General features: G+C 62.6%; 20 protein-coding genes. 11 read left to right on the forward strand and 9 right to left on the reverse strand.

The features are described 5' to 3' along the window. Nucleotides 1-165 precede the first annotated feature (165 nt). The gene (locus ACSDHM_RS16250) at nucleotides 166-3516 is read left to right on the forward strand and encodes an autotransporter domain-containing protein (protein WP_439426390.1); all 3351 of its coding nucleotides are present in this window, start codon (nucleotides 166-168) and stop codon (nucleotides 3514-3516) included. A 69-nt stretch (nucleotides 3517-3585) separates the two neighbouring features. Here ACSDHM_RS16250 and cml read toward each other — a convergent pair whose 3' ends face one another. Both cml and ACSDHM_RS16260 read right to left on the reverse strand, forming a co-directional pair. Next, the gene (cml, locus tag ACSDHM_RS16255) at nucleotides 3586-4773 is read right to left on the reverse strand and encodes a CmlA/FloR family chloramphenicol efflux MFS transporter (protein ID WP_072167243.1); all 1188 of its coding nucleotides are present in this window, start codon (nucleotides 4771-4773) and stop codon (nucleotides 3586-3588) included. A 253-nt stretch (nucleotides 4774-5026) separates the two neighbouring features. Then, nucleotides 5027-5479 (reverse strand): PA2169 family four-helix-bundle protein, encoded by a 453-nt coding sequence (locus ACSDHM_RS16260; RefSeq protein ID WP_088496113.1) that lies wholly within the window; start codon nucleotides 5477-5479, stop codon nucleotides 5027-5029. Nucleotides 5480-5946: 467 nt separating this feature from the next. On the opposite strand from ACSDHM_RS16260, the gene ACSDHM_RS16265 reads away from it, so the two are divergent. Further along, nucleotides 5947-6588, forward strand: coding sequence for a glutathione S-transferase family protein (locus tag ACSDHM_RS16265; RefSeq protein WP_088496112.1), 642 nt, complete (start codon nucleotides 5947-5949; stop codon nucleotides 6586-6588). 23 nt (nucleotides 6589-6611) lie between these two features. Here ACSDHM_RS16265 and ACSDHM_RS16270 read toward each other — a convergent pair whose 3' ends face one another. Both ACSDHM_RS16270 and ACSDHM_RS16275 read right to left on the reverse strand, forming a co-directional pair. Then, complete coding sequence (locus ACSDHM_RS16270; protein ID WP_065196870.1) at nucleotides 6612-7019, reverse strand: hypothetical protein; 408 nt, start codon at nucleotides 7017-7019, stop codon at nucleotides 6612-6614. Nucleotides 7020-7068: 49 nt separating this feature from the next. Beyond that, nucleotides 7069-7488 carry an H-NS histone family protein gene (locus ACSDHM_RS16275; protein ID WP_005419573.1) on the reverse strand — a complete coding sequence of 140 codons (420 nt, stop codon included), beginning with the start codon at nucleotides 7486-7488 and terminating at the stop codon, nucleotides 7069-7071. A gap of 118 nt (nucleotides 7489-7606) precedes the next feature. On the opposite strand from ACSDHM_RS16275, the gene ACSDHM_RS16280 reads away from it, so the two are divergent. Further along, the gene (locus tag ACSDHM_RS16280) at nucleotides 7607-7999 is read left to right on the forward strand and encodes a DoxX family protein (protein WP_088496111.1); all 393 of its coding nucleotides are present in this window, start codon (nucleotides 7607-7609) and stop codon (nucleotides 7997-7999) included. Between the two features lie 18 nt (nucleotides 8000-8017). On the opposite strand, the gene ACSDHM_RS16285 is transcribed toward ACSDHM_RS16280, so the two are convergent. Both ACSDHM_RS16285 and ACSDHM_RS16290 read right to left on the reverse strand, forming a co-directional pair. Further along, nucleotides 8018-9793: a serine hydrolase domain-containing protein gene (locus ACSDHM_RS16285; protein WP_253247513.1), complete on the reverse strand. Its 1776-nt coding sequence runs from the start codon at nucleotides 9791-9793 to the stop codon at nucleotides 8018-8020. Nucleotides 9794-9854: 61 nt separating this feature from the next. Then, entirely contained in the window at nucleotides 9855-10496 is a 642-nt protein-coding gene (locus ACSDHM_RS16290; protein ID WP_439426391.1) for a hypothetical protein, read from the reverse strand. 844 nt (nucleotides 10497-11340) lie between these two features. Between ACSDHM_RS16290 and ACSDHM_RS16295 the strand changes: the two genes are divergently transcribed. The 3 genes from ACSDHM_RS16295 (at nucleotide 11341) to ACSDHM_RS16305 (ending at nucleotide 15274) form a co-directional block, all read left to right on the forward strand. Further along, nucleotides 11341-12204 carry a hypothetical protein gene (locus ACSDHM_RS16295; RefSeq protein WP_227836840.1) on the forward strand — a complete coding sequence of 288 codons (864 nt, stop codon included), beginning with the start codon at nucleotides 11341-11343 and terminating at the stop codon, nucleotides 12202-12204. 1501 nt (nucleotides 12205-13705) lie between these two features. Further along, on the forward strand, nucleotides 13706-14110 hold the full coding sequence (locus ACSDHM_RS16300; RefSeq protein ID WP_065196868.1) for a hypothetical protein: 405 nt from the start codon (nucleotides 13706-13708) through the stop codon (nucleotides 14108-14110). 27 nt (nucleotides 14111-14137) lie between these two features. Then, nucleotides 14138-15274, forward strand: coding sequence for an XVIPCD domain-containing protein (locus ACSDHM_RS16305; RefSeq protein WP_088496107.1), 1137 nt, complete (start codon nucleotides 14138-14140; stop codon nucleotides 15272-15274). 88 nt (nucleotides 15275-15362) lie between these two features. On the opposite strand, the gene ACSDHM_RS16310 is transcribed toward ACSDHM_RS16305, so the two are convergent. Continuing rightward, nucleotides 15363-16373 (reverse strand): phage portal protein, encoded by a 1011-nt coding sequence (locus ACSDHM_RS16310; RefSeq protein ID WP_088496106.1) that lies wholly within the window; start codon nucleotides 16371-16373, stop codon nucleotides 15363-15365. Further along, entirely contained in the window at nucleotides 16373-17194 is an 822-nt protein-coding gene (locus tag ACSDHM_RS16315; protein WP_245885063.1) for a terminase large subunit domain-containing protein, read from the reverse strand. The genes ACSDHM_RS16310 and ACSDHM_RS16315 overlap by 1 nt, the downstream gene beginning before the upstream one ends. A gap of 390 nt (nucleotides 17195-17584) precedes the next feature. Here ACSDHM_RS16315 and ACSDHM_RS16320 point away from each other — a divergent pair, with 390 nt between their 5' ends. The 5 genes from ACSDHM_RS16320 (at nucleotide 17585) to ACSDHM_RS16340 (ending at nucleotide 23614) form a co-directional block, all read left to right on the forward strand. Then, nucleotides 17585-18922, forward strand: a complete 1338-nt coding sequence (locus ACSDHM_RS16320) for a hypothetical protein (RefSeq protein ID WP_439426392.1) — start codon at nucleotides 17585-17587, stop codon at nucleotides 18920-18922. 384 nt (nucleotides 18923-19306) lie between these two features. Continuing rightward, the gene (locus tag ACSDHM_RS16325) at nucleotides 19307-19789 is read left to right on the forward strand and encodes a LexA family protein (protein ID WP_135968299.1); all 483 of its coding nucleotides are present in this window, start codon (nucleotides 19307-19309) and stop codon (nucleotides 19787-19789) included. Further along, nucleotides 19773-21023 (forward strand): DUF4113 domain-containing protein, encoded by a 1251-nt coding sequence (locus ACSDHM_RS16330; RefSeq protein WP_197604736.1) that lies wholly within the window; start codon nucleotides 19773-19775, stop codon nucleotides 21021-21023. The genes ACSDHM_RS16325 and ACSDHM_RS16330 overlap by 17 nt, the downstream gene beginning before the upstream one ends. A gap of 56 nt (nucleotides 21024-21079) precedes the next feature. Continuing rightward, the gene (locus ACSDHM_RS16335) at nucleotides 21080-22747 is read left to right on the forward strand and encodes an AAA family ATPase (RefSeq protein ID WP_439426393.1); all 1668 of its coding nucleotides are present in this window, start codon (nucleotides 21080-21082) and stop codon (nucleotides 22745-22747) included. A gap of 12 nt (nucleotides 22748-22759) precedes the next feature. Then, on the forward strand, nucleotides 22760-23614 hold the full coding sequence (locus ACSDHM_RS16340; protein ID WP_439426394.1) for a DNA adenine methylase: 855 nt from the start codon (nucleotides 22760-22762) through the stop codon (nucleotides 23612-23614). Between the two features lie 100 nt (nucleotides 23615-23714). Here ACSDHM_RS16340 and ACSDHM_RS16345 read toward each other — a convergent pair whose 3' ends face one another. Beyond that, nucleotides 23715-24647, reverse strand: coding sequence for an SOS response-associated peptidase family protein (locus tag ACSDHM_RS16345; RefSeq protein WP_439426395.1), 933 nt, complete (start codon nucleotides 24645-24647; stop codon nucleotides 23715-23717). Nucleotides 24648-24659: the final 12 nt, after the last annotated feature.

A 24659-nucleotide genomic window follows, 5' to 3' on the forward strand; every position in this document is an offset into this window, starting at 1 on the left:
CAAGGCCTCGGAAAAAAAGGTCGCGGTGCCCGGCCCGGCGGAACCACGTCATGCACCGATCACAAATCATTAACGCGTTCATAAAATTCCTTTCACATTGCTGGGGGATATCGCCACGCCTTGACGTTAACGGCCTTGATGTCCGTCAACCAAGGAAGTTGTCCGATGAATCACCCGCTGTACGGCCGTTCGTCCCGCTCCCTGTCGCACCGCCCGCTGGCGCTTGCCGTCGCCAGCTCGCTGCTGCTGGCCACCGCACTGCCAGCCATGGCCAGCGAATCACTCGAGGCCTGGCAGCAGCAGCGCCAGCTGCAGGCCGCGTGGGTGCAGCCCGCTGCCAGCACGGCACCCGCAGCGACAACCGCTGCGCCTGCCGCCAGCAGCACCGCCGTTCTTGGCAACCCGGGCGATCCCGCCAGCTGGCGCAGCGATGAATTCAACGCCGATTGGGGCCTGGCTGCGATGGGCGCGGATTACGCCTATGCACGCGGCCTGACCGGCAAGGGCGTACGCCTGGCGCTATTCGATTCGGGCTCCGCGCTGGCGCATCCGGAGTTTGCAGGACGCAATACCTCCAGCATCACCATCGGTGCCGACTGCGCGACGCCGGGTGTGGTTGCAGGTGCCGGTGCCTGCGGGCAGACCCGCGGCGAACAGCCCGGCTACAACTACTACGGCCTCGGTGCCGGCGTTCCGGCCGCACTCGCGGCACGCCTCATCGCGGCCGGCCAGCCCTATGGCTTCAGCTACGCCGACCACGGAACGCATGTGCTTGGCACCATCGGCGCCAACCGCAATGGCACCGGCATGCATGGCGTGGCCTTTGGTGCGGATCTCACCGCCGCCCGCGTGTTCGGCGACACCTACTATGAGTGGCGCCTGGATCCGGACAAGTACTATCGCCCGCGCGCGGTGTACCGCACCGATCCGGATGACGCCGCCACGCTGGACATGTATGCACAGATCCAGGCGCAGGGCGTGCGTGCCATCAACCACAGCTGGGGCATCTCCACGCGCAACATGACCGCCGCCGCGCTGGACCAGCAGTACGCCAACATCGGGGCCGACTACGGCGTGTACGGCAGCATCTACGCCAGCAATGGCGATACCCCGGGCTCCACCCTCATCCAGGTGTGGTCGGCTGGCAACGGCAGCGGCGCCGTCGCCGGAATCACGGCCGCCATGCCGCGCTGGAAGCCCGAACTGGAACCGTACTGGCTCGCGGTCGCCAACGTCCGCCGGCCCAACGCCGCTGCGGGCGAAACCGACTATGTGATCGATGGCAGTTCCAGCATCTGCGGCGTTGCCGCCAACTGGTGCATCTCGGCACCCGGCACCGACATCGTCAGCACCATCGTGTCCGGCGATATCCAGGGCCGCGTCGAGAACACCTCCGCCTATGTGCGGCTGATCATCGACAGCGAGAATACCCAGTACGTCTATGGCACCAAGACCGGCACGTCGATGGCGGCGCCGCACATCACCGGCGCGCTCGGCCTGCTGATGGAGCGCTTCCCCTATCTGGACAACGCGCAGGTGCGCGACGTGCTGCTGACCACGGCACGCGACCTGGGTGCAGCAGGCATCGATCCGATCTACGGCTGGGGCATGGTGGACCTGAAGAAGGCCATCGAGGGCTACGGCTCGCTGCGCGTGGACACCAACGTGGTGATGAACCAGAAGGCCGGCGGCCTGAAAGTCTGGGAAGGCGATGCCTGGGACAACTGGACCAACGACATCGGTGGCCCTGGCAAGCTGACCAAATCCGGTATCGGCTGGCTGCGCCTGAGCGGCAACAACAGCTTCAACGGCGCGGTACTGCAGGACGGTACGCTGGAATTGAACGGCGCCAACACGCTTGCATCGGCGGTCGAAGTACAGGGCGGCCAGTTGCTGCTCAACGGCAGCCTGGTCTCCACCGCACTGACCACTACCGGCGGCGTGAGCACGGTCAGCGCCAGCGGCGTGCTGAACAACAGCAACCTGGTGATCAACGGCGGCGTGGTGTCCTTCAACGGCACGCAGACCGGCGGCACCACCACGGTCGGCGCCAATGGCCTGCTGAAGGGCGTCGGTACGCTCGGCAATACCCGCGTGGACGGCCTCATCGCGCCGGGCAACTCGATCGGCACGCTGACCATCAACGGCAACTACGTGCAGGGCGCCACCGGCGTCTATGCCACCGAGCTGGCCCCGGGTGGCCGCAGTGACCAGTTGCACGTGACCGGCACCGCCACCCTTGGCGGCACGCTGGTCGCGCTGCCGGAGCCGGGTGTGTACTACCTCGGCGAGCAGTTCAACTTCCTGCGTGCCGACGGAGGCATCAACGGCCAGTTCGCCAAAACCGACTTCAGCGCGTTCTCCCCATTCCTGCAGTTCAGCCTGGCCTACGGCACCAACGGCACGCGCATCGACGTCGCCCGTGGCGCTTCACTGACCACCGCCGCGCACACGCCCAACCAGCGTGCCGTGGCGGCCGCCGCCGACCTGCTGCCGATCGCCCAGGGCCTGCCCAAACCACTGACCCAGCTGTTCCCGCAGCAGGTTGGAGGCGTGCTCGATGGCCTCAGCGGCGAGCTGCATCCGGCCACGGCCATCACCCTGGTCGAGGGCAGCCGCTACGTGCGCGATGCCGCGTTGTCACGCCGTGCCGGCGCCGCCGCACCCGGTAGCGACGTGGGTGACGCGACGGGTGCATGGGTGCAGGCCATCGGTGGCAACAGCAAGCTGGACGGTGACGTCAACACTGCCCGCACCGAAGCCAACAGCAACGGCCTGCTGGTCGGCATCGACCGCGAGTTCTCCGGCTGGCAGGTCGGCGTGCTGGCCGGTGCGGGCCGCACCGACGTGAAGCAGCAGGAGCGTCGCGCCAAGTCGAAGATCGACAACACGCACTTCGGTGCCTACGCCAGCCACAACTGGGGCGGTTTCGGCCTGCGCGGTGGTGTGGCGTGGAGCAAGCACGAGGTGAAGAGCACGCGTGATGTCGCCTTCGCAGGCTTCAGCGACAGCCTGAGCGCGCGCTACGACGCCCACACCCGCCAAGCCTTCATCGAAGCCGGCTACCGCTTCGGTGGGCCGGAAGCCGGGCTGGAGCCCTACCTGCAGGTCGCACGTGTCGAAGTGGACCTCAAGCGCGTCAACGAACGCGGTGGAGCAGCGGCACTGCAGGGCAAGGTGGACGATACCGGAACCACGATTGCCACTGCCGGTCTGCGCTTCGACAAGGGACTGAAGGCTTCGTTCCAGCAGGAGAGCTGGCTGCACCTGCGCGGTGGCGTCGGCTATCGCCGCGCTTCCGGTGATCGCAGCCAGGTCGCCAACCTGGCCTTCGCCAACGGAAGCGCGACGTTCGCGGTCAACGGCGCACCGATCGCCGACAACGCGGTGGTGGCCGAACTGGGCCTGTCGGCCTGGCTGACCGAGCGCCAGCAGCTGGAACTGGGCTACAACGGCCAGTACGGCAGTGAAAGCCGCGACCACAGTGCGAATGTGCGCTGGTCGGTGCGCTTCTAGTTCCCGTCACGTGTTCTCATGAAGGATTGGGCGGCCTGATGGCCGCCCTTTTTTTATCACCGGCCGAGGCTAGCGGCAGCCGCGCAACATCGCCGCGGCGACCAGGCTGGCCACTGGCAGCAACAGCCCATAGGCCACCAGCGGCCATACCGTATCGCCCGGCAGCAGCACCGTAGCCAGTGTTCCGAAGCAGGCCACGATCAGGCTCTGCATCGCGTAGTAGAGCGCCACCGCCATACCCGACGCATCGGCAAACTCACTCAACGCGCCGTTGGCAGCCACCGAAACCACCATCACCAGCCCCGCCGCGATGCCCCACATGGGCAGCACGACGCTGGCGAATGACAGTGGCAACTCCGCAGCGAGCGCCATCAACAACACACCCCCCACCATCACGCACAGGCCACGCACGAATGTGCCAGGCACCGCCCAGCGCGCGATGAACGTCTTCGCCATGCGCGACGTGAGGATCATCATCAGTGCCACCGTCGCGAACGCCAGGCTGAAGGTGATCTGGGAGTACTGCATGCGCTCGACCAGCACGCGCGGTGCGATCGAGAAGAACACGAAGAACGCGCCCATCGCGGCACTGAATCCCAGCGTGTAGACCCAGAAGGCACCACTGCGAAGAATTCTCTGCAGTGCCGGTCCAGCGTCTCTGCGCCCTGCGGGTCGGGTTTCCTGCCACAGGCGTTGCGCGCGCAGGACGGCGACCAGGCCAAGCACACCCAGCAGCACGAAGATCGCACGCCAGCCTGCTGCCGCAGCCACCAGTGCACCCAGCATCGGCCCCAGCGCCGGTACGAAGGCCAGCATCGAAGCGAACAGTCCATACAAGGACGCCCCCTGCGGTGTATCCGCGTATACGTCGCGGACCGTGGCAAATGTCGCTACCAGCGCTGCCGACGCGCCAATCGCCTGCACTGTGCGCCAGGCCAGGAAGAACCCGCTATTGCTGGACAGCGCCAGCGCGAACGAGGCAACGGTGAACAGCAGCGCCCCCAGCAACAGCACGGGGCGGCGCCCGATCCGGTCGGACAACGGGCCGAACAACAGTTGGCCGACGCCGAGCACCAGCAGGTAGATGCTCAGCGTCAATTGCACCCGCGCAGGCGATGTTCCCAACGCGCCGGGCATCAAGGGCACTACAGGCAGATAGATATCCATGGCCAGCGAGGCCAGGAGGTCGAACGGCGCCATCAGCGCAATGGCCGATGGCAGAGTATGGGCCCAACGCGGGGCCTGTCGATTGAACATGGGGAGTCTCCGCCCAGAGTGAGTCCGGCGGTGATCCATCCACTTCGCATGTATCGCAGGGATGTTCACCGCAACAACGTCTGCGTCGTTGTTGCGGCTCAGCGAACTGTCTGCGGACCGTTCCCGTTGTTCATGGTGCTCATTGTTGGCAGTGCGGAACCGGCAAGAGTGTAGCAGCGACCGATTCAGGGTGGCCGGGGCAGCGGTGCCGCCCCGGCCGCGGCGCCCCTGGGGAGTGGGACGCCGCTGATCGTCAGGCCGCCTTCATCGCATGCTTGCGCGCGCGCATCACGTTGTGGCACTCCTGCACTTCCGGCAACAGCTGGGTGACTTCCTGGCGTACCGCCGGCGGCAGCTCGTTGTCCTTCAGCACGTCCTTGAACGCGGCAAGCAGGCGGTCCTCCGATTCTTCCAGCTCGGCAACATAGCCGTAGTTGGTATCACCGAAGGCTGCACGCACCTTGCCGTAGAACTGCTGCATCGAGCCGACCACGGTGCCGTGCTCAGCCGGCTTGCCGCCGCTGGCGGCCACCGAGCCACTCAATGCGGCCACGATGCGACCCTTGACACCGGCAATGCGGGTGAACAGGGCCGACAGCTCGGCATCCTTCACCTTGGTCGCGGCCTCTTCATAGAACGACTTGCCGTCACGGGCGATCTCGATCAGGTCGTTGAGACGATGTTCGATGGTGGACTGGGTGCTCATGGCGTTGCTCCTGTATCGTCGTTTCGGGGGAGAAAAGCAGCCTCGACTGCGCTGCCTGTGGATCCACTCTGGACACGCTCGTGTGGTTCGCAGGTGAGCAACGATTGATACGTACATCACTTCACCCAACCCGCACTGACTTTTTCACGCGGCGGTGGCGCGTGGATCACATCGAGCGATCCTGGGCAGGGTCACCAAGGAACAAAGAGGATGATCAGCACGATCACCAAGACCGCAACGAGTGCTCCCATCAGCACGTTTCTCTGGCGCCAACTGGGCTTCGGTTTTCCGGGGGTATTCATGCCTGTTACCTGTCTCTGCGGATGACCCCGGCAGACTGATGTATCCAGGACAGTGCGTGCGTGCAGAACACGTGCAGGCAACGTGCAGGGCACCGCCCGCATGTCGATTTACGGCGCACTCGCTCGTCAGATCATCAAAGCCATCCTTGACCGCGGACTGCTCCCATGCCTCCCATCCTCACCGCCTTCGCCACCTCCCCCGACCGCGGCCAGGGCATGGCCCGTGACACGCGCGTGCGCTGGGCACTGGAGGAACTGGCCGTAGCCTATGACGTACAACTGCTCACCTTCACCGAAATGAAGCAGCCCGCGCACCTGGCACGGAATCCGTTCGGGCAGATTCCCACCTGGCAGGAGGGCGACCGGACCCTGTTCGAATCCGGCGCCATCGTCCTGCACCTGGCCGAACAGCACCCCGGCCTGCTGCCGCGCGATCCGGACGCCCGCATGCGCGCGATCATGTGGGTGTTCGCTGCGCTGAACACGGTGGAACCCCCCATCGTTGAGCGCTCCATGGCCTGGGTGCTGGAGCGCGAGCAGCCGTGGTACGCACAGCGGCTGCCGATGCTGGATGAGCGGGTTCGGGCGCGACTGGCGCAACTGTCGACATGGCTGGCCAAGGCGCCGTGGCTGGATGGCGATTTCAGCGTGGGCGACCTGATGATGGTCTCGGTGCTGCTGCGCCTGAAGAGCAGCGGGCTGCTCGACGAGTATCCGACGGTGGCCGCCTATGTGGCCCGCGCGACGCAGCGGCCCGCCTACCAGCGCGCCTTCGCCGCGCAGCTGGCGGTATTCCAGAACGGGTAGTTCCACGCCATGCGTGGAAACACTCAGCGCAAGCTGCGCCGGCAGGCGGCCTGCACCAGCATCAGCTGCGCCACCAGGATCAGCATCGCGCAGCCCGACAACAGCCAAGGGTTGATGTACCACTGCTCATTGAAACTGAAGTCGCCTGCGGAAATGCGCTTCCAACCGTTGAAGTGCTGCATCGCTGCGACCACGAAGGCGAAGCCACCCGCTGTGTACGACAACCAGGGCACGATGAGGCTCCCCGGGCGCGCGAACAGCGTCAGCAGGCCGAGCACGCCGATGACCGTGCGCTGCACGCGGCAGTACGGGCAGACATAGGCCATCCCGCTCCATTCCACCGCCCAGGCCAGCAGGCTGACCAGCACGGCCGCGCCTGCGGCGGCGTGCAGGACTTTCGGCGTGATCGTCATGCCACTCGCGTGTGCCATCCCGTGCTCCTTGGTTGAAAGACCCGGGCAGGGTAGCAGTGCTGCAGCCTCATCCCTTCTTGATGACGGTCCGCTTGCCGATGGTGCTGGTCTTGCCAGCGGTCGGCCTGGCCAAACCAGGAATCAGGAAATCGGTGACCTTGTGGCCCATCGACACCTTGGACGCCAACCAGCGCGGCATGCGCCCGCGACCGGTCCAGGTCAGGCGCTTGTACTCCGGGTCGCGATACTTGGGCGCGACTTTGCCGGATTTACGGCGGGCGGGTTTGCGGGCGGGCGCAGGTGTTTCCGAGGCTTGGCCGCCAAAGAGTTCTTCGAGGGTGTAGCCGGCTTCGGCGGCGGCGGCCTTCAGCATCCGCCGCACCGCACTGGCCGGACGGCGGCTGGAAATGAGCTGTTTCCGCTGTTCAGCGGCAACCACCAGGGCACCCAGCTCGCGAAGGCTGAGCGATTCAATATCGATCGTCATGCGGGAAAGGTCTACTGCAGCGCGGCAGCTGTCAAGGCGCCTTGCCCGGCGCGTAGACACGGGCTTCACTGCCGGTGGGCTCCGATCGCCTGCGTCGGCCATCTCCGAGGACCTCGACGTGAGCACTTCATCGCATTCGCTCGCCTACCTGCTTGCACGCATCCTGCTGATGGCCCTGTTCCTGATCTCCGGGCTGGGCAAGCTCGGCGATCTCAGCGGTACCCAGGGCTACATGGAGGCGATGGGAGTACCCGGCATCCTGCTCTGGCCGACCATCGCGTTCGAAATCGGCAGCGGCCTGTGCATCCTGCTCGGCTTCCAGACCCGGCTGGTGGCGGTCGTGCTCGCAGGCTTCAGCCTGGTCACCGCTTTCATCTTCCACCACAACTTCGCCGACCAGACCCAGCAGATCATGTTCCTGAAGAACCTGGGCCTCGCCGGCGGCTTCCTGCTGCTGGCCTGCACCGGGGCGGGACGCTACAGCATCGATGGGCGTGAGCGGCGCGGATGAGCACGCGGCATGCCGCCATCACCCCTGGTCCACGGGCGCGACGCGCTGCAGGCGCAGGTTGCGCCATGTCGGCTGGGAGCCGCGAAAATCCACCGCTTCGCCATCGCTGGTGAACAACAATCCTGGCTCCACCTCAGCAACCAGGCGGATGCCATCGATGTACAGCCAGCCGTGTCGTTGCTCCAGCACAACGAACATCGATGGTTTGCCCCATTGGTCAACGCGATAGCGTCCCAGCCAGGGTTGCCAATGGGGCGCCTGCGGCCCGGTGGGCCCATCGATGGGATCGTTCTGGTCCAGGCCATCCTCGCCGTTGCTGCATTCCAGGTACGCCGGCAGCATGTCCGTCGCCGCATGGTAACGGTACGTTGCAACCTCTCCATCGGTGTCCACAGTGAAAAGTTGATCGCCGTCGATGGCCGCAAAGCGGGTACCCTCGGCGTGCGCCCCTCGATGCAGTTGCAGCTCCCCGTTTCCGGCAACCCCGATCTTCGCCTTGCCGCTGCGCCCGATCCAGCTTCCCGCCATCTGCTGCATCTGGTCCTGGGTCAACCTGATCGGCGCCAGGCTTGATAGGGGCACACGCGGCTGACGGGGCCCGAAACGCGCCGACAACAGCTGATCGAGCAGACGCTCGCCGATGCCGTACCCCGCAGACGTCGCGCGATTGAACATCGCGGCAAATCCAGCGTTTGCCTGCCTGCAGTAGGTGAACACGCACCCGAATCCGAAGCCCCCGCCGCGGTGGTGCAGCAGCCGCACCGGTGTACTGCCGTAGAGGCGTTCGCTGCGCATGACACCGAGCCCGTAGTCGCCGCCCAGGCCGAAACCATGCATCTCGTCCCAGAGACGGGGCTCAAGCAGTTGCTGCGCACCGGATCGGCCGCCACCGAGCAGGAAGCCAAGATACTTCGCCATGTCGGCGGCACTGGTCCACACGCCTCCCGACACCACCAGCGGCGTCACCGGCGGTACCTGCGTATGGCCTTCCTGGGTTCCCAGTGCCCGCACCTTGCTTGCCAGGTAGACCGACGCATCGGCCGTACTGTCGTGCATTCCCAGCGGCTCGAAGATCCGGCGCTGCAGCCAGGCCGGATAGCTGATGCCCGCAACCTGCTCAAGGACATGACCGGCAAGGTCGAAGCCCAGGTTGGAGTAGCGATAGCGCGTACCCACCGGAAAGCGCAGCCATGTCTGCGAGATGCTGCGGACGTGCGCATCAAAGCCCGGCGACGCCGGTTCGTAGTTGTTGCCCAGTGGCGCCTCGTGCGTGAATCCCGCGCGATTGGCAAGCAGCAGGCGCAGGCTGATGCGCCCCTGTGGAGCATGCTCGAAGCGGCTGCGCACCGTGAACGACGGCAGATAGCGGGTAATGGGCGCGTCCAGATCAAGGATGCCGTCCTGCACGGCCAACAGCACCGCCACCGCCGCGAAGTTCTTCGAGGTGGACTGGATGCTGAACATCGTGCTGGCGTCTACGGGCACGCTGCCCTGGCCTGATACGTGACCGAAGCCTTCAGTCCAGCGCACCTGCCCGCCTTCGACCAGGCAGACGGCAACGGCACCGATGCCGCTGCCGTCCATGGCCGAGCGGATCACGCCGCGTTCCGCGTCGATCAGGCTCGCAGTGGTGACGGTTGGCTGCGTCACCGCAGCAACGCCGGTGGGCATGAGCGTGGCCGCCGGAACGGCAGCGGCGTTGGCCAGGAAGGTGCGACGACTGAGCGTACCAGGCATCAGATCACTCCACTTCAGGATGCCGCCATCTTCCCGCCAGCAGAAATGGCAGGCCATGTGTCATTCGGCACAGAGTGCGGTGATCGATGAAGCTGCACCTTCGCCGGCTGCGCAGGCCTCAGCCCGGAGGGGGCGGCAAGCGGATTCCCTGCGCCAAAACAAAGGCGCGGGACTCGCTCCAATAGGCCTGTGGCGGTTCCCGCAGCTCGGGTCGCGCCCAGTAGTCGTTGCCATGCAACGCGCTCATCACATGGCACCAGCCGTCACGCGGATCGTGAACCTGAAATCGCCCGCGATGATGGCGCGGATGATACGCGTAGTGGCCAAGCGCCTCCTGGCGCGCTTCATCCGGCGAACGACCCGCCTGATGGACCAGCGTCCATGCACGCATGTGGCGTGCATGCGCAAGCGCGCCAAGGTACTCGTCCTCATCCAGCAGCGGCACCTGCTCACCGCGGGCCAGGCACAGTGCGTCCGATTCGGCTTCGTAGTCCAGCGACGGATGCGCCAGTTCCGGGTGCTGCTGCCAATACCCTTCGCCCTTCACGTGCAGCATCGCCCAGTGCCAGGGCTCGTCGTGGAAGATCAGCGCGTGTTCGTATTCGCGGCCGGGGCTCTGGTCGGGATAGCGCTTCCGTGCCTGTTCGTTCGCCTGCGCCTCGGGCACCTGGCCATAGTGGACCAGGCACCAGGCGAACAGGTGCCGGCTGTCTTCGATTTCGGTGGCGAAGTCTTCCACCGGTGTATCGGTGTTGGGCATGGTCGATCCCTGTGTGCGGATCAGATGGTACCGACGCTGCAGGGTGCGTGGGGGGCGGGGGCAATGAGATCTGCAACAAGTCGTGCGAGGTCGCGTGGGGGCCCATCACGATTCGAATCTGGAATCGACGGAGTATGGGACCTCTACAGCGCTTCCACGCGCCTCCACAGACCTTCCGGCCGTAGTCCACGCGGCTGATTCCCAGGCCCCGCGACCATCTTCGCTCATCTTTGTGCACCTCCTTCCGCTGACAAAAGGTCGCCGAGCGGTCGCCAATGGGCGCAATGAAGGGAATGCTCGGAGAGAACGGACTGGCCACCTTGCCGATCGGCAAACGGGCCTTGGATCCAGCGTCGCATGGTGTGGGCTGCCCGGATGTGCGGAAGCTCGCCGGCGGTGGGCTCAGGTTCCGCTGCAGATACACCAAGGCCAACGGTCAACGCGATCGCGTCGCGGCCGCACCACGAGGGAGGGCGCAACCTTCGCGGTGAGATCGCAACTGCGGCGGCCGCCGTCGGGCTAGCGAGAGAACAAGCCAATTGCTACCGCGGCACGGAATGGCCATTTTGCCACTCATGCGCTCGCCTTCCGAGGAAGGGTATTTGTCGCTTTACGTCCACCGATGCGTGATTGAGAACACCCAAGAGCCAAGCGTAGCCAGCTGCAACGAATTTCTGGTTGACAGTGAATTTCACCCCGCAATATGAAACCCCGGGAATCGAGAGGCAGGGGATCAGCGCCGAAATCAGTTATCACCACGGCCCGAGGTCCAGTCCATCGCAAAGCTCCGCCACGACAAGGGAAAAAGAATCAGGTGAAGATCAGTAGAAGTCTCACATATGGAATGTTCGTCATCGGCGTAGTCGCAACCATTTCCTGGTCGACCTGCAGACCATCCGATGTCACAGGAAGCAAAGGAGATGAGGTTCCTCCCAGTGAAAAAAGCACTTCGCCAACGCATGTCGCATCTGAATCAAGCATTCATCAATCCTTGCGTTCACCACACCAATCCATCGAATCAACAGTGGCTTTGGGTGGCAAGGCATTTCTGCTCAAGATCGAAACACCTCACTACGAAGGCGACGCCTCGGAATACATTGACAGGCGCATCACGGCTGCACGGGCGGGCGATGCCCAGTCGAGCTATGAGATCCATAACCGCATTGCCAGTTGCAAGCGAGCGCTTAACTCAGGTGATGCCGATGAGTACAAGGCCTACGCATCAGTGGGCCTGGGGGAGCAGTACTCAAGGAAAATCGATCAGGAGATTGACCACTGCCAAGGGCTGATAGGGCGAACGGAACTCGGAGATGAGAATTGGCTCTCTCTAGCTGCCGCCCAAGGGTCGGTCGAAGCGAGACTGATCTTCGCCAAAGACCCGAAAGCCATCATTGGAAACTTGACCGAAGCGCTCAAGGATCCGGAACGAATAACCAATTATCGAAGGGATGCGATTGATTATCTAAATGAGTCGGTTTCACAGGGAAGCGTCGACTCGATTGAAGCCCTTGCTGACATCCATGACCGAGGGATCATTGCCGATAAATCCCCTGAAAATAGCCTTGCATACTGGCTCGCATATCAGCGCGCGCACCCCAATAGCCAATCGACGGCATCCATTGCGAGACTCTCCAAACTGTTGCAGCCCAACCAGATAGAGCGATCCAACGAGATGTCTGAGGCTATATACAGATCCTGCTGCTTGTAACCCAACAGAAGTTTCCTACTCACCCAACATGGCGCACGATGAAAGCAATTATTTCGAAGAAATGGTTGATTGCAACCTCCCTGGTTGTCGCAATTGCTGCCCTTCCCGTGGCTTATGCGATTTGGCCCTTTGATCCTGCCCCCACCGTCTTTGGCCCAGTCAGCTGTGGTACGTGTCAGTTGCAGGCTCGAATTCCAGACAATGCCACGAAGGCGTTCCTGAATAGATACAGAGATGTAACAAACCAGCAGAGAAAGGGGGGATTCGAATTCTCAATTCAGGCAGGTTCCAAAGTCATCGTCTGCAACGCGACGCACTGCGCTACCTACGAGTTGACAGACAGCAATGACTGGAATGGAACCAACCAGGAGCCCATCACGCGTCCACCCTCCAGTCGCGGCGGCGCTGGCGCCGGCAGCGGAGGAGGTAGCGGTGGCACGGGCGGAGCCAATCTGGGTGGAGGCTGCCACGGCAACTGCGGAGGCAGCGGCAGCGGAAGGGTAACGGTCAAACCGATTACTCCTATTCGCCCGAGGTAGCTTTGGAAACGCAGAACAGATCAGGCAAGCGGGATCACCACGTCCCGCAAGTAGGGGGGGGGCATAGGCAATGGGTGTGCGCGCAGTGCACTACATCACCCTACCAAATGCTCGCAATCACCACTTTTGCCACTCAAGATCCCGCTGCTCGCGCCAGCCATCTGGCTCGCGTTCTAGTTCGTAGAGATCAAAGCTCGACCGACACCCATTGATGAGGAGCGCGTTCCGCTCATCCAACTGCGGTTCGACTAGCCTAGCGAAACTCCGGTCCTCGGTCACCGATACGACCAGACGATACTTTGGCCGCACCGTCCTGGTCCAAGCAAGCATCCGCTGCAAGTGACTCCAGAACGGGGCGAGCGTTGCTACCTCATGATGATCCAAGCATGAAGGTTGGGGTGCACACGCTTCCTGCCAGAATAATTGCCCTTGTCTCGAGAAGAGCACCGCCGATACTCGCCTCTCCATTCCAGCAACATGATCTACACCAGATGCCCAGTCCACCGTCCATCACCGACATCAGCTCAGATATGAAGCGGAACTGCTCATGATCCCAAGTCGCTCGAATGCTCAACTTGCGGCAACCTTACTTCGCAGTCCTATCAACGTTTTCCTCTTGCCCCCATAGCTCGCCCCTTCCAACTAAACGAACAATCTAACACTGCGCGAAATCTCCCAGATTCGCTATCAGGTGGGGGTTCCGACCCGTGCATCACAAGACGCTGTGCTAGATTCGGGACAGTGTTCCTGGCGCGAGAGGTACCTTCATGGATGCATGGCTCAACAAATGCGCTACTTCATTAAGGCGCGGAGATCGGAGTCACCTCCGGCTTGCAGCGTATCGCTGCCTCTCAATAGCCGTTTCAGCGTTGATACTGTCAGCGTGTTCGAGCGGTGCCTCACCAACCCCATCGCATAAATCTAATCAAAGACAGTCCGTCAAATCAGGGAGTGAAATTGGTATGGAGCGATTCAAGAACGACATCGAGCGCCTGTCTAGTGTACGTTTTGATGATGTCGACGCGTTAAATGAACAGCTCCACACGCATCTGGGAGAGCCGACACGCCAGGACGTGATGGACGAACGGATCGCAGAACACGGAATGTTGGGCGACCTTGAGGTCCGGAACATCAGGCTGAGAAGTGCTGCTGACGATCCTGCACTCGCGAACCTGATCTTTGAGATCGCACCACCAAGCATTGCGCTCAAGGAAATCATCTGGGAAAACTCGACCAAACATCCACCTCGGCCTGACGCGCCTGGCTCTCGCCCTTACTGGTCTGCGCAGGTGAACGATGCAAAGGTCGTGCTCGGACTCGATTCCGATAACGTGACGCTGACCTACATATCGATCAGTCAGCGCTGATCCCTGTTATTGCGAAGGAGCCGGAGCATGGAGCGTACTGAAGAATCTGGACTGCCACAGCCGCAGGAGGGAGGCCGCCCAGGAGCCACACGGCGTCCCGCATCGCCATTGGACGACCCCTCCTTGGCGCCGCTTCTAGCAAAATCCCCAACACTTCAGGCGGGCCTCACCCAGGCGAGGCGTGAAGGTATCGTTATCCAATGGGGGGCAGCCGGTGAAGGCACTTATCTTATACCCGGCGTCAAGATCGTTATTGACGAGAATGCGATTGGGCAAGGCTCAAGGATCGCAAGTTCTCTTGCTCATGAAGTTGGGCACCATCTCTTCACCGAACCCGAAAATCGAACTTCTAAGCAAGCCTATGTGAACAGCGAGCTGCGAGGAGAAGCCGCCGCGACTCTCAGCAATGTCCAGGTCCAGCGTGAGATCGTTGCAGCTGGCGGTCCAGATATTGGCGTTTCCGGCACAGGTAATCGTCCACAACAATACGGAACCATTGCGGCGGAACTCCAGGCCGGACGGATCAACCGTAACCAAGCACTTGGGCAGATCGCTGAGGTGTTCAAGACAGAGGCGCCGTCTGTTGGTCCTCATGCGACATACGAACTCTACTATGGCGACTACTACGATCGGGAAATAGCACCCACGCAACGGCGGCGTAGGCCAGATCCAGAATTTGACGCCGAGCGCATTGCGGTTGCGGGAAGAGTCGGTTCGGACAGCGACGACTCGCCCTCACGGCAGCGAGCATCCTCCTCAGCCCCTGAACTCGGCGATGCTGACCGCTCTCTCTACATGCAGATTAGGGCAGGTGTGGAACGCCTGGACGCAGAGCATGGGAAACCCTGGGACGAGTCGAGTCAGCGCATGTCTGCAAGCTTGCTGGTACTGGCGAAGGAGCAGGGCCTTTCACGGGTTGACCATGTTGTCTTGAACAACCCGACAGAGAACCTAGCTCGAGGTGAGAGGGTCTTCATAGTCGAGGGAGCAATGGACGATCCCGCCCATCGTCGAGGCCATATGAATACGATGGATGCGCTTCGCGCACCGGAGGCGGAATCGCTCCATCGCGCTGATGCGTTGAGCCAATCACAAGCAGCGAGCCTTGAACAACAACCGGCACAGCAGGCACATACGCGAGACGGGCCATCGTTCTCGAGATAAAGCCGTCACTGTGCTATCGGCGCCATTCATTCCACCGCCTTGGCCCAAAAGTGAGCGCCCACGCTGCAGCTCGGGCGCTCTCGAATCATCATGCGGTCGCCTCCAGTTCGAAGGGTTCGAAGCGGATCACGTCCTGGCCCAGCCACTCGTTAATAGCTGCCATGCGCGTCTGCAGCGGCGCCAGTTCCATCGCCGCCCACACGCCCGCCGCGTCGCGGATCGACCCAAGCCCGCCACTGTTCTGCGGCACGATACCCAGAAGCTGCGGTGGCACCCGGAGCACCGCCGACATGTCATCGCGGGTCACACTCTTGATCCCGGTGAACTCATCTCGGACCGCCACCTCACTGACCGGGATCACCTGCAAGCCGTCCTTCTTCCCATTGGGCGAGTGCACGAACAGGTTCTTGAAATTGCCCGGCCCGCGCGACTGCCGCAGCGCGTCGCGCAACGCGTCCACGTCCAAGCCCTCGGGTTGAGGGTCGGTCATGTAGAGGATGTAGCCGGCGTGCGAACCGTTGTTGTAATACTTCCGGCGGAATAGCGTGGCCGACTCGTTCAGCAGCGCGGCCTGTACGGCTGGCATCCACTCCGGCAGGCCGTAGATCTCCTGATCAGCATCTGCCTCTCGCAGCTGGAACACCTCACCGGCGGGAAACTCATGCTCTACCCGTCCGGCACGCACCGGGAAGAACTCACCGGGCTGCACGCCACGGCGCACGTACTGCGCCAGCGGCACCGCCAGACTGTGCGCGGCTCCTGACATGGGGCGGCGACGCTCGACATACCCCATGCCGAAGGTGGTGTAGTCCAGCGCCAGCTGCGAGAACGCCTCACGGCTCAGCAGCCGGTGCTGTCGGAACGTGCGCACCAGCATGTTGCGTTTGAATGTCAGGCCGCTGTGCAGGTACGGGTTGGAGCGCGTTGTGCGCGACAGCCCTTGCAGATCCACCGGTGGCTCGAAGTAGCGGCCATTGCGCCAGCATTCGAGGTAGTCGAGGAAGCCGCGTGATTCCAGCACAGGGCTGGCCTCGCCAAAGGTGAAGGCTTCGATACTCACCGGCGGCGCGGCGATGGCGCTCTGGTCGGTGTCGGTCATCAGAAAATCTCCATGGTGCCGCGCGCAGCCCGTCCGCCTTCCAGCGGCTCGCTCTGCAGCGCGTGCGTGAGTGCCCAAGCCAAGTCAGCATGGCCGGTGGTACGCGAGCGCCCGGCGGTGTAGGTCACCTGGCGCCCGCTCGGGGTGATGGTTTTCTGGATCGCCAGCAGTGACTGCGTGAGGTCGATACAGCCGGCGTCGTATTCCAGCCGTTCGTCATTGATTACGTCATAGGCTTTCAGCACCAGCCGCGCTTTCACCTCGGGCGAATAGTTGAAGACAGTCACGCCGGGGAAGAACTGGCGCACCAGCTGAGCAACGCCGGTGCCCATGCCGGTCGCATCCACGCCGATGTAGGTCACCCAATAGCGCTTGGTGATCTGCTCGATGAACGCCGCCTGGTCTTTGAACTCCATGCCCTTGAACTGGTGGCGTTCCAGCACGCGGAACTTGCCCCCAGGCACCAGCGGCGGGGCCACAACCACGATGCCCGCGCTGTCGCCGGTCTCAGCCGGGTCGTAGCCGATCCACACGGCGCGGTCGCCGTAGGGCCGGACGGCAAACGGCTTGTGGTCGTCCGCCCATTCGACCCAGCTATCGACCTGGCAGGGCTGCAGCATCGTGAGCGGGAACACACTGGCGCTGTCGTCCACGAACTCGCACATCAGCAGGTTGGCGAACTCCTCGGCGCTGTAGTCACGGCGCAGTTCCTCGATATCGAACAGGTCACAGCCACGGTCCGCCGCGTCCAGCACGGTCACGATCTGGCGCCAGATGGCGTCCTCGCAGGGCCTGCCACCCATCAGGCGCGCATGGCTCACGTCCAACACCGAGGGCAACCGTGGCGACAAGCAGGATGCGGCCGGGCACAATCGCCCACCACTACGGGCCGCTACGATCACGACTTGCCAGTCGTGAAACCACCTCGCAAGCGTTGAGTTTTCCCGCGAATTTTCCCGCCGGCACAAAAAAGGCACTTGGGCGTAAGCCTAAGTGCCTGTTTTTTTTTATGGTGGGCCCACCAGGATTCGAACCTGGAACCAAGGGATTATGAGGCCTCTATAGGGCTTCCACAACCTTCCACAGGCGTCCCGACTTTAAGCTAAGTCGTTGATTTTCTCAGGTTGTGCGACCACCTGCGCCCATCATCGTCCACCTCTTTCCATGGACAAACGGTCACCGAGCGGTCACCAATGGGCGCATCAAAGGGAATGCTTACAGCGAAGGGACTGGCCGCACTGCCGGCCGGCGAATGGGCCTCAGATCCGGCGCCGCGCGGCGCGGGCTGCCTGGACGTGCGCAAGCTGGCCGGCGGGCAGCTGCGGTTCTATTACAGGTACACGAAGTCCAACGGGCAGCGCGACCGTCTGCTGATCGGCACCGGCCTGGCGTTGACCGCGGCACGCGAAGCGGCGGCGGCGTTGTCACGGCGGTATCAGGCCGGCGAACGGGATCTGCGCGACGCGATCGCGGCCGAGGCAGCGGCAGCGGACCGCGCGAAGGCTGAGGCCCTGGCCGAATCGACACGCCGATCTGGTGCAACGCTTGGCGCTCTGATGACAGCCTACGTCCAGAGCTTGGAGGACGCTGGCAAGGTCTCTGCCGCCGCGACGCGCGCTTCCATCAAGCGCCACATCGAGGATCCGTGGCCAGCCCTCTGGGCGCGCCCGGCGTCCGAGCTTGAGCTGGATGACCTGCTTCCGATCCTGTCGCGACTGGTACGCGCCAAGAAGCTGCGCGAGGGCGGCAAGATCCGGTCGTATCTGCGGGCGGCGTATGCAGCAGCGATCGCAGCGAAGCAGGATGCGGCAGCTCCCGACGCTCTGCGCGTGCTCAACGTATCCAGAAACCCGGCGCGCGACCTGGCCACGCTCGACAGCGGGCAGCCGCGCGACCGGGTTCTGTCGGTGGCCGAGCTTCGTGCCTACTGGCGCCGGATCGAGGCGATGCCCGGGAGGGAGGGCGCTCTGGTGCGCTTCCACCTGCTGACCGGCGGGCAGCGCATTGCACAGCTGATGCGGCTGAAATGGTCTGATCACGATCACGACACGGACACCGGCACCGGATCCGTCCGCTTGCTCGACATCAAGGGGCGTCGCCGCGTGCCTCGCGTGCACCTGGTGCCACTGCTCCCGCTGATGGCTGCGGATCTCGCCGTCTTGCGCGGCGATGATGACAGTGAAGGCGGCGGCGACGGCGCCAGGCCGCACCTGTTCTCGCTCACCGCCGGAAAGGCGCCGGCCACCTATGACGAGTTCCGGGGGATCATGGATCCGGTGGTGGCTAACATGGTGGCCGCCGGCGAGCTGACATCGCCGTTCACGCCGGGCGATCTACGACGCACGGTGGAGACTCGGCTCGCTGCGCTGGGCCTGTCGGAAGAAGTTCGTGGCCACCTGCAATCCCACGGCCTGAGTGGCGTCCAGAAGCGGCATTACAACTTCTTCGAGTACGACGCGGAGAAACGCGCTGCGGTGGAGGCCCTGTACGAACTGCTTACCGGCGCCGGTGCGACGGTGGTGCCGATGCGCAAGGGCCTGAGCCGTTAGAACGGCAGGTCCTCAGGAAGATCCAGGCCTACCAGACGGCCTGCGGCGCGTTGATGACTGCTGGCCGTAGCGCGGAGACGTTGCGCGCTCTGCCGGCGGCGCGCGCGGGAGCGCCAACTTCCGGAGGTATCTCGTTCGAGGTCCGACGCCTGCTGCAGCTTGGCCGCAGCCTTGGCCTCCAATGAGGCCGGGTCCTTTTGCCAGTTCGCCATCGCTGCAGGATGCCTGCTGAGCGTCGCGCAGTTCGCGACTCCCACGGCACCTGGGCCTCTGTGCGGAACGCGTTCAGGAATCCGAGGGCGACGATCACGGCCAGCAATTAGTAATTGTACTAACATGCGCCCCGTCTCGACCCGTGAGACATGCCGCTACCAGAGTACGCCCATGCAGTCCCTTCCCCACTCCCACACGCTGGCCCGCCCAATCGGCCCGGCCATGATCGATGGCCCGGCGCAGTTCGTGCCCCTTGCCGCAGCGCGCGCTCGGCTTGGCTTCCCTTCGCCGGCCGACGACTTCATGGACGACGCGATCGACCTGCATCGCCTGCTGGTACGCAACCCAGCCGCCACGTTCCTGTACCGCGCCGATGGCTGGTCCATGAGCGGCGCCGGCGTCAGCGACGGGGACATCCTGGTGGTCGACCGGTCGGTAACCCCCCAGGCGGGGGACCTGGTCATCGCCATTTGGGACGGGAACCAACCCACCTGCAAGGTGCTGCAGCTCTTCGAACGGCACATGGAGCTGCACTCGGCCAATCCGGACTTCCCCCCCATCGTGCTGGAGCAATCCACCGAGGTGGAAGTGTTCGCTGTCGTTGGAGTCGTCCGCCAGATCAAACGCCGGAGCGGCCGTGTTCGGGCTCGTTGACGGCAACAACTTCTACGCCAGCTGCGAGCGCGTGTTCCAGCCAGGCCTTCGCGGCGTTCCGCTGGTGGTGCTGAGCAACAACGACGGCTGCGCGATCGCGCGCTCGGCCGAGGCCAAGGCGCTCGGCATCAAGATGGGCCAGCCCGCTCACGAACTGAAGCACCTGGTGCGCCGGCATGGCCTGCAGATGCGCTCGGCCAACTTCGGGCTCTATGGAGACATGAGCGCCCGGGTCGTGAGCGTTCTGCGGGAGGCCGCGCCGCGGGTGGAGGTCTACAGCATCGATGAGAGCTTCATCGACCTGGACGGAATCCGGGATCGCGAGCGGTTCGCCCGGGATCTGCGCCAACGTGTGCACCGGTGGACCGGCATACCGAATTGCATCGGCATTGGCCCCACGAAGACCTTGGCCAAGTTGGCCAACAAGGTGGCCAAGGGTGCTGACGGTGTGATCGACCTCGGCAATGCGGCCTACCGGGACACAGTGCTGCAGACATTCCCCGTCGGTGATCTATGGGGCGTCGGGCGCCGGCTGGCACCGCGGTTGGAATCGATGGGCATCAGCACCGCCGCGGCACTACGCGACGCGCCGGCGGACGACATCCTGGCCACCTTCGGCGTCACGTTGGCACGCACCCAACGTGAGCTGCAGGGACATCCGTGCATGGAACTGGAGGAAGTTGAGCCGGATCGGCAGCAGATCATGGTGAGCCGGTCCTTTGCGGATCGGGTGGAAGACCATGACGCGGTAGCTCAGGCGCTCGCTACCTTCGCCATCAGGGCCTGCGAGAAGCTACGCGCACGCGGCCTTGTCACCGCGGGGGTATGGGTGTTCGCGCATTCCGACACGTTCCGTCCGGAGCTGCGGCAGCACAACGCCACCCGGTCAGTAAGCCTACCGGCCTCGACCGCCGACACGATGGTGGTGCTGGGTGTCGTCCGCCGGCTGCTGCGCGGCCTGCTGCGGGAGGGCATCGGGTACAAGAAGGCGGGTGTGGCGCTGCTCGACCTAGCCCGGCCGGAAGAGCTGCAAGCGGATCTGTTCGGGCCCACGGTGGTAGGCAACGAACGGCTGATGGCCACCATGGACCGAATCAACCAGAAGTTCGGGCGGGGCACTGCGGGACTCGGTGCGTCAGGCTGGCAGGCTCGACCGGCCTGGGGCATGCGGCAGAACATGCTGTCCCCGTCCTACACAACTTCATTGGGAGCCCTTCCAAACGCCCGTTGCTAGCAACGCATTTCGTTAAGGTTGCGTATAGAATTGGCTGTAAGCACGACCGTCCGTGCATGAAAGGAGCTGCTGTGGTTGCGAATAGTGGAAGGATCCTTGTGCGGTCAATTGAGTTCAATCAACCGCCGTTTCGTAAACTGAGCAAGTTGAGAATTGATTTCGCAGAGCGCGTTACGCTTATCGCTGGCCACAACGGTATTGGCAAATCAACAATCCTGGGCCTTCTAGCAAACACGTTTGGCATCACCACAAAGGAACCACGCACTTACTTCGGCGAGAGCTTCTACACCAATATCGAGAAAATTGTATACCTATCTCTCGAAGAAGCCGTGTATGCAAAAGATAATCCAACCTCCGCGCCGATCGTAGTTTCGACCGTCGGCGAGGTAACCGTCCGAAAGCGTAGCGCCATGACGCAGCGCACAGTCTGGAATCGCGCGCGCGTTGTACCTCGCACCGTGGAGAAGGCTGCTGACGATCCGGTTGGCCAAGATGCCAAGGTGCCGCTCCCCACCATTTTCCTTGGACTGCGCCGCCTAGCTCCGATTGGTGAGGCCGACGAGAAGGACGTTGCCAGCTCTCTCCTTCAGATGGACGAAGAGGACCGCCGACTCATGGTCGATTTCGTCGGCTCGGTGATCGTCGGTGCTCGCGTCAATGATCAAATGACCCAGACAGTTATACGTGGCGCCGGGAAAACGTCAATTCAGCCGGGGTTTGACACGCATGACGCGATGGCCATATCAACAGGCCAGGATAGCCTAGGCAGTATTGCCACGGCATTCGCCTCCTTTAATCGACTGAGGCGCGAACAGGGGGCTGCATATCAGGGAGGCCTTCTAGTAATTGATGAAGTGGACGTCGGATTCCATCCGCACGCGCTTGAACGTCTCGCGGGCGCTCTCAAAAAGCATGCGAAAAAGCTCGAAGTTCAAGTGATAGCGACAACGCACTCACCGGCGCTGATCGAGTGTATCCATCCAGATGGCAAGGGCGTCGCTTTGGCCCCAGACGCGGTTGTCTATTTGCTTGACACGGCTAGGCCGCGTGTCGCGGAGGATCAGTCACTCACTGCAATCCTAGACGACATGGCACTTCGGGAAAATGTTCCCCAAACCAGCACGAAACCCAAGCTCGGCGTTTATTTCGAGGACAAAGAGGGAGTCCAGATTTTCGATGCTATCGTGACGCGCGGAAAGCGTATGAGCCTTTCGAGAAAGTATGACGTCACGGTGAAGCCGATTGCACTCGAGGTGGGCGGCTCTAACCTGCTCAAGCTTCCTGAACACGACCCAATCTTTAAGGATCGTGTGCTTGTGGTTGACGCCGACACGACAGTGCCTGCAAAGGCCAAGAAGCGTGGCAACGTGGTGAAGCTGCCGTGCCCCACAGGCGCCACTGGCACAGCGCGCTCACCGGAGAACATGATCATCCAGTTCCTAGTCGCCATGACGAAGGCAAAGGACGGGGTATACTTGGACGCGATGTTGAGCCTTAACGTCAAGAACGTCTCGACCGACAAGATTTTGAACACATTTTTCCAAGACGGCCCCAAAGTATCTACCGACCGCGAGTCGACGAAAAAATGGTGGAATAAGAATTGGCCAAAGCTGAAAGCATGGAAAGTAATTGAGGTGTGGGCTGACTGCCACCAAGCTGAGGTTAATTTGTTTTTGGATGAATTTGAAAATGCGGTAAAAGTAACCTCGACCCGCCTACGCTGATTAACGGGACCTATGTACTCCAACAAGCTGTACACGCCGCTAAGATATCCAGGAGGGAAAGCACGCTTCTCCTCCTTGATAGAGCGCATTATTCGAGATAATGACCTTCATGGAGGTCATTATTTTGAGCCATTTGCGGGCGGGGCTGGGCTTGCGCTCATACTTCTGGTTGATGATGTGGTCGAGGCGATTCACATCAATGATATCGACCCAGCGGTTGCCGCCTTTTGGAAAGCCGCAGTCAGCGATACTGACAGCCTTATCAGGATGGTTGAGATGGCCGACGTTTCAATGGATGCGTGGCACCATTGGCGTTCGGTAATGATTGGCGAGGAGGCTGGCACGGAGCTTGAGCGTGGCTTTGCGACCCTCTTCATGAACAGAACCAATCGATCTGGAATCCTGAAGGGTGGAGTCATCGGTGGGAAACAACAAGCCGGAAAATACCGGCTAGATGCGCGTTTTATGCGAGAAAAGATCTGCGAAAGACTTAAGCGCATCGGCCAGCTTTCGAGCCGCATCAACGTCTACGAAGAAGATGCACAGTCCATTCTGCATCGCAGCAAAGAATTCCTTCCAGAAAGAACGCTCATCTATCTTGACCCCCCCTACTATGTAAAGGGAGCAGGGCTGTACCGTAATTCATACAAAGACGACGATCACAAGAAGATTGCGAGCCTTCTTCTCACGAAGGATTTCCCCTTCCCTTGGATCGTGTCGTACGACAATGCGGCAGAGATTCGCGAGATGTACGGCGAAGCTAGCGGTGTATCTTATGGCTTGAATTACACAGCACAGCGGCGATACGTAGGAGACGAAGTCATGTATTTCAGTGACAGACTCTCGGTAGTACCAAATAAAATTTGAAAGCGCTGCGGATTGTGCCAGGCCGTGAGCTGCGCTCAGCTCGTGGGTTGTGTCCACATACTTGGTGCCGGGAGTGGATCGCCACAGGCCGCCTGCTCTATCACGCCGCCAGCCGGTGCTCGTAGAACGGGTGCCGCTTGTCGTCGAAGATCCTGTAGAGCGCAGCCAGGTTGGCCGGATCCGGATTGAGCCAGGCATCCACGTGCTCTGGCTTGATGTTGATGATGGTCCGGTCATGGCCGGCGGCGGCCACCTCGGGCTCGGGGTCGTCGGTGATGGCAGCGAACGACAGCAGATCCGGCTCTTTGCCGGCCGGGTCCTTCCAGTGCGACCACAGGCACGCGACCAGCATCGGCTCGCCCGTGCGCGGGGTGAACTGCACCACCTGGTTCTTCCCGTCCGGGCCTTCGACGTTCTCGTAGAACGTGTCGACCACCATCAGGCCGTGGGTGTGCCCGAACGCCGGCGCCCAGAACTTCTCCAGGCTGTCGCGACGGGCGTTGTAGGTGCCGGGGAAGCGCTGGTCGTAGTTGGCCGGCTTCCCGGCCAGGCGGCACTGGTAGCGCATCGGCTTGATGACCAGCTTCCCGCCCTCGGAGACGATCACCGGAGCGTACACGCCGGGGAAGATGCGGCTGTCGCGATCCCTCGGCTCGACGCGCTGCAGGTCCGCCAGCCGCGCCTTGGCCCGCTCGATCTTGTTGCCGGCAATCCGCACGTCCTCGCGGGCCTTCTTCGTCTCCTTCAGCTGCAGCGCCCGCTCAGCGTCGGCCAGACGCTTGCGGTTGGCGAACAGCTCCTGCTCCAAGATGGCGGCCTCGGCCCTGTTCCATTGCTCGACCTCGGCCCACACTGCCAGCTCTGCCGGGCTCGCGCCGGCCCGGAAGGCGTCATCCATGGCCTTCGGCGTCTTGGGCCGCTTCTTGCCCGGGTCGTGCGCGTAGAGCGCGGCGAACTCCTGCAGCGACAGGGTGGCGCCGGTCATCCTGACCAGCTTCTGATAGGCGGCGGTGATCTGGGCGGAATAGCACATGGCTGCCATCTC

Source organism: Stenotrophomonas sp. T8, assembly GCF_051853085.1.
In the GTDB taxonomy this organism is placed as follows: Bacteria; Pseudomonadota; Gammaproteobacteria; order Xanthomonadales; family Xanthomonadaceae; genus Stenotrophomonas; species Stenotrophomonas sepilia.